At 68.4% G+C, this 5,357-nt stretch carries 5 protein-coding genes; 3 read left to right on the forward strand and 2 right to left on the reverse strand.

Annotation, left to right across the window (positions count from 1 at the left end):
• Positions 1-780 precede the first annotated feature (780 nt).
• Both WD250_08955 and WD250_08960 read left to right on the forward strand, forming a co-directional pair.
• Positions 781-1,101 carry a hypothetical protein gene (locus WD250_08955; protein MEX2620336.1) on the forward strand — a complete coding sequence of 107 codons (321 nt, stop codon included), beginning with the start codon at positions 781-783 and terminating at the stop codon, positions 1,099-1,101.
• A gap of 331 nt (positions 1,102-1,432) precedes the next feature.
• The gene (locus tag WD250_08960) at positions 1,433-2,587 is read left to right on the forward strand and encodes a hypothetical protein (protein MEX2620337.1); all 1,155 of its coding nucleotides are present in this window, start codon (positions 1,433-1,435) and stop codon (positions 2,585-2,587) included.
• A gap of 270 nt (positions 2,588-2,857) precedes the next feature.
• Here WD250_08960 and WD250_08965 read toward each other — a convergent pair whose 3' ends face one another.
• Positions 2,858-3,094 (reverse strand): type II toxin-antitoxin system HicB family antitoxin, encoded by a 237-nt coding sequence (locus WD250_08965; protein ID MEX2620338.1) that lies wholly within the window; start codon positions 3,092-3,094, stop codon positions 2,858-2,860.
• A 687-nt stretch (positions 3,095-3,781) separates the two neighbouring features.
• Between WD250_08965 and WD250_08970 the strand changes: the two genes are divergently transcribed.
• Complete coding sequence (locus WD250_08970; protein ID MEX2620339.1) at positions 3,782-4,150, forward strand: YdeI/OmpD-associated family protein; 369 nt, start codon at positions 3,782-3,784, stop codon at positions 4,148-4,150.
• A gap of 470 nt (positions 4,151-4,620) precedes the next feature.
• Here the strand turns inward: WD250_08970 and WD250_08975 are convergent, their stop codons facing one another.
• A complete protein-coding gene (locus WD250_08975; protein MEX2620340.1) occupies positions 4,621-4,857 on the reverse strand; it encodes a DUF433 domain-containing protein in 237 nt (78 codons plus the stop codon).
• Positions 4,858-5,357 lie beyond the last annotated feature (500 nt).

The following is a 5,357-nucleotide window of genomic DNA, read 5'->3' on the forward strand; positions in this document are numbered from 1 at the left end:
CCATAGTTTGACCATTGCAGGCCCACCCGCCCCCGGGCCGCGTCCGCCGATTCGGTCCGTCTGCGCTCACTAGCCTGAGCACGCGGCGTTACGAACCGGACGAGAACGTCCGCTATACCGGCGATTCGGACAACAACGGGCTGAGGCTTCTCCTGCGCCGCTGCGCCTGCTCGGCTTGGCGGGTCGAGGCCTAGGCGCACCCACCTGTGCAGAAGGCCCGAGGTCCGGGTTCGGCCTGGTTCGCCATTCCACAGGTCGGGCCGCATGCCCCGGACGATGTCACACGCTGCGACTACGGTGCAGCGATGAACGACAAGCAGGCCAAGCTGCCGATCGACGGGGCCCGCCTGGACATCGTGCGCGCGGTCGTCGCGTTGGTCGCCGGTCAACGGAACGTGGTCGCGGCCGACGAAGCGGACGTCGACTTGGCCATGACGATCGTGGACGTGTTCGCCCATCACCCGGACGGGGGTGCATTGACGGTCGAGCAGGTCGCGCAGGGGTGCGGCACGTCGACAGCGGACGCAACGTTCCGGTCCCGGTTCGACCTGCTCGTGCACGAGGGCGTGTTGCGGCGCCGGCACGGGAAGGCACATCAACAGCGGTACACGTTGAACCCGGCCGCCTACTCGGGCCGGCTGGTGTTCGACCGGTTGCGGTCCGATCAGGGGGTGTCGGAGCTCATCCGGCTGCTGGATGCGACGTTACGGCTGCTAGAGAGGCAGCGGGCAACGGTAGTGGAAGTCGGGGGGGCGTTGCGGTCGATGCGCACGATGTTGCGTGGTCGCGGTGCCGCGCGCGGCCGGCGAGATCGACTCGCGGGACTGGACAGCAGCCGTGCCGACCCCCAGCGACAAGCTGAAGGCGGCGGTGCGGCTGCCGGACACGACGATCACCCGGTCGTTGCGGCGGCTGCGGGAGATGGGGGTGCTGCCGCACGGCCGCCGGTCGTCGATCCAACCGGGCCCGCAGTTCCTCCGGTTGACCGAGACGGCGTCACGGCGGCTGTGGGCCGAGCTCGTCGCGGTCGCCGACCCTGACGGGCTGCTCGCCGACCAGTTGCGTGGCGATCCGACGATCCTCGATGAGGAGATGCGATGACGACCGGGCTGCTGCTGCCCCCGCCACCTTCGACCGGTCCGACGATCGACGGGCTCGTCGAATCAGACGCCCCGGCCGAGCAACGTCGATACGGGGTCGTTGACGGTCGCACCCTGATCGGGGTGCAGACCATCGACATCGGTCGGCTTCAGTCGCACTTCATCCCGATCATCCCGGTCGGTTCATCGCCGTTGCCGGACAGGGGCCGGACGACTCGAACCAGTCTGGCAAGACGACGTTCGAGGCGGTCGTCGCGTACGCCAACGGCGACCCGGAGTGGAACCATCGCGGGCAGGGGCCTGCTGAGGCGGCCGGGCTGCTGTTCTCCCCGGTGAAGGACGGCAGCGGCGACGACGGAGACGTCGCCTACGCCCAGACCGGCTACGTCGTGTGCGTGTACGCCCGGCTGGACGGTGACGACCCGGACCCAATTACGGTGTGGACGCAGATCAACGCGACGACACCACACACCCGAATCCGCTACACCCGTGGGGTCTTCATCGCGGAAGGGAACACGGCCGCGGAACGGCTCGCAGCCGCGGAGACGACATGGCGGGCGTTGCCGGCCGCGTCGCAGTTCGGGCCGACGAAGATCGTCGACCGGCTGTTCGGCGGACACGTCACGTGCATGGCATACGTCGCGAATCGTGGGAACCTGCCGTCGAAGCCGAGCCTGTTGTCGGGGGTCCGGTCCTTGACCCCCAAGCAGATCGGTGAGTCGCTCGTGACGCTGGCCGGGTTGCGGGCGCTGTTCGACAAGGAGGAGCAGGGCCGCCGCGAATACGACGAGGAACGCCACGCCCTCGCCGACGCCCGCGGCATCGACGCGAAGGCGACCGACCGGGAGAACACGGCGGTCGCGCAGATCGACGCGCGCGACACAGCCCGCAGCCTCGTCACCGAAGCGGCGACCCAGATGCGACTGCACTACGCGCGCGGCTACCTTGACGCACTCGACCGAGACGCCGCCCTCGCGGCCGAAGACGCCGACCTCGGCGAGACGGTCGACGAGCTCAGCCGGAAGAAGGCCCAGGTGGTCGCCGACCGGGCGAAGGTCGCTGACCGGTCCACCCTCGACAGCCAGCTCAAGGAGGTGCAAAGCCGCTACGAGACCGCCGACGACGAGCACCGTGACGCCGACCGGACGGTCCAACAGCTCGCCGCACACACCAGGAGTGCCGTTCGGGGACGACTACCAGACCCTGCTCGAACGGCATGTCGACGGGCCGGCCGGGGCACTCGCCCGCGGGGTGCTCGCGCGCGGGTACCGAGTCGAGCAGGAAGCAACGATCCGGGCCGCGTTGAACATCGGGGTCCGCGCGTCACCACCAGGGTGACGGCGCGCAGAAGCCACCGCCCTCAGGAACCGGCGCATCGACCTCTTGGTTTTCGATGGAATCGTCGGTGCGGGCACTCCCATCACGTCCCCTGGCGCTCTGCGCGTGTAGATGGGCATATCCGAAGCGCGCGCTGCTCGCGCAGATGACGACGCCTGCCCCGGCCCACTCCGACACCCAGTGCCGGAGGTGCGATCACAGCAGTTCGGTGAGCTCCTCGGGAGTCATGTCTGCCTGGCGCAAGATCGACCGCAGCGTCCCAGTGGGAAGGTCGCGGTTGCCGTGCACGGGTACCACGATCAGCGGACCGCCCTCCCGCCGACGAAGGTAGTGATGACTTCCGCGGACATGGGTCTGGTCGTATCCCGCCCGACGGAGTGCGCGGAGAAGGTCCCGCCCGCTGACCCGAGGAAGTCGAGTCAGGGGGTCGCCACCTCGATCTCGACAACGTCAAGGTGGTGCTCTTCGTCAGGCACAGGAAGGTTGTCCTTCTGAGCCGCCTCGAGGTAGCCCAGCACCGCCTCGCGGGTCTGCGCCAACGCCTCCTCCCGGGTGTCCCCATAGGTGGACAGATGCCCGAGCGCAGGAACGTAGGTTACCCAGACCTCGTCACTGGGGTCCCACTCGATCTCGACCTGGAAGCGTCTCGATGCCATACGGGCATGGTAACCGCGCCAGCCCTGACAGTCGGGGTCAGATAGCTCCGGCTCAAGGAGCGCGATCGCCTCTGTCAAGGGCCATCTCAACCTGCCCATAGGCGCCAGTAGAACTGCCCACTGGTGGCCATGGTTCCTGCCCGCTGGTGGCCATCGGAACTGCCCACGGGTGAGCCCCCGGGTGGGTGAGTCCGCCGGCGCTGGGGACGTGGGGGCGGGGCGTGATGGTGACACACGGTAGGGATCGTGGGATCGGCAGGGACGCCTGCAGCGGGGGTGGGCACGGGCTGGGGTTGGTGGGACATGGCAGCGGTTCCTTGCGGTGGGGTGCGGCGTCTCTGCCGAGCCGGTTGTCACGGCGGCGGCGTCTGGGGGGTCCGCGGCAGCGGGGCCCCGGCGGACGGCGCGGTGGACGCGGCTGGTGGTGGGTGGCAAGGGGTGGGGGGGGGCAAGGGTGAGCGCGGCATGGGCATCGGGGGCGCGCAGGCGTGTGAGGTCGGCGGCGGTGATCAGCGCGAGGACCAGGGCGTGCAGCTGGGCGGTCACGGGGTCGCCGGGGTGGTGGGGTCGGCGGGTAGGGGGTCAGCTTGTTCTTGGTCCGGCAGAGGTAGCCGCAAGCCGCAATCATCGGCCTGAGAGCCGGGCCGGCCCAGCGCGGCGTCCACCAACCGGGTTCGAGCAGCGGCCGTGAAGCTGCCGGCCCTGCAACGCGAGGTCCGATGCGCCGAATTGAGGCGTCATCCGCTACCGAAAGGTTCGCAGCAAGAGCGTCTTGGCTTCCCTGCGCTCATGAGCAGCTCCGAAGTCCCCGGTGGTGTCGTGCACGAGCTTCCTGACGACCTGCGCGAGACACTGATCGCCAGCACTTCGGCACTCGATGCGTGGAAGGCCATCACGCCCCTGGCCCGCAACGAGTTCATCTGCTGGATAGAGGTTGCCAAGCGGGCCCCGACGCGGGAGCGCCGCATCCGCCGGACCCGGGAGGAGTTGGAGGAGGGCCAGCGCCGGCCCTGCTGCTGGCCAGGCTGTAAGCACAGGGAGCGAACCGGCCAGTAGCCACCGGTCCGGACGGGTTCCCCGGCGGGGGCAACCGTTGATGGTCAGCTTCTACCTGACGTGCGCTTCCGCGGAAAACGCCGTGAACGCGGACAGACACGCCCCAAGGTGTGTCAAGGGGCAGGACGACGCACTCGGACAGACCCCGGTTCAATGACCACGTTGCAGCCAGCGAACTGCTCGACGTCGTGCTGAACCAGGAACGTTCCCAACAGCATCAAGATCACGCTCTGCCGGAGCTCGCGAGCTGCACCACCAGGATTCCTGGATGGGTCCCCGGCGGGTACAACCGGACATCACCGAACCCTCGATCGGAGGTCACGATCATTCGGCCCTCCGTCGCAGCTGCCTCGGCCACGACGAGATCGGTCTCGCCCACAAGCCGCTCGTCAGCGACCGTGTGGACGTCGTGCCCATGTTCGACGAAAGACCGACGACGGCGCGAGGCATATTCTCGTCGGCCTTGAGCCTCACGTCTGGGACAACGGAAGGATCTGCTCGCCTGCCAGCTCGGCACCATAGGCGGCCGCCGCTCGGATGCCCTCGGTGGCCAGTGTGGGGTACTCATCGAGGATCTCCCGCTCAGTCATCCCCTCAGCAAGACATCCCAGGACCAGACTCACCGGGATGCGCGTGCCACGGATCCGCGCCTGCCCGTGCAGCACCTCCGGGTCGGCACTGATCAACTCGCGCTCCTCCGACCTCATGCCCAGGAGTCTACGCCCCCACCATGTCGCCGAGGATCCTGTCGACGTGGACGGGGACGATTGAGGTTGCGCCTGGACCACCGATATCACCGGATTCCAGAACGCGGCTACTGGGGCACATCTCCTGACCGACGCGTCCTCGACTGCGGGCCCTTGGCCTGGTTGAGCGACAGTCCGACGCCAGTCGACCGTGGCGGGCGGCAGTGGCAAGCAGGCAGCGCTATCAGAGGTTTCGCCTGCGACCGCCAGGCGCCCGGGGTTCATTCGCGGAACTTCACCGACCCTTTGCCTCGCCTTTCGTCGGGGCAGGCAATCCTAGGTGGTGCTGCCGACCTGCAGCGCATCATCACGCGACAGAGGAGCACGATTAATGAGAAAGCAACTCGTCACCGCCGCCATCGGCCTCACGGCCGCCGGAGCTCTCGGCGCGACTTCCACCGCCGGCGCGGCACCGCCCGCGCCCGCCGACCATCCCCAAGCCGTGGAGTTCGTCGTCACCA

The organism is Egibacteraceae bacterium, assembly GCA_040905805.1.
In the GTDB taxonomy this organism is placed as follows: Bacteria; Actinomycetota; Nitriliruptoria; order Euzebyales; family Egibacteraceae; genus DATLGH01.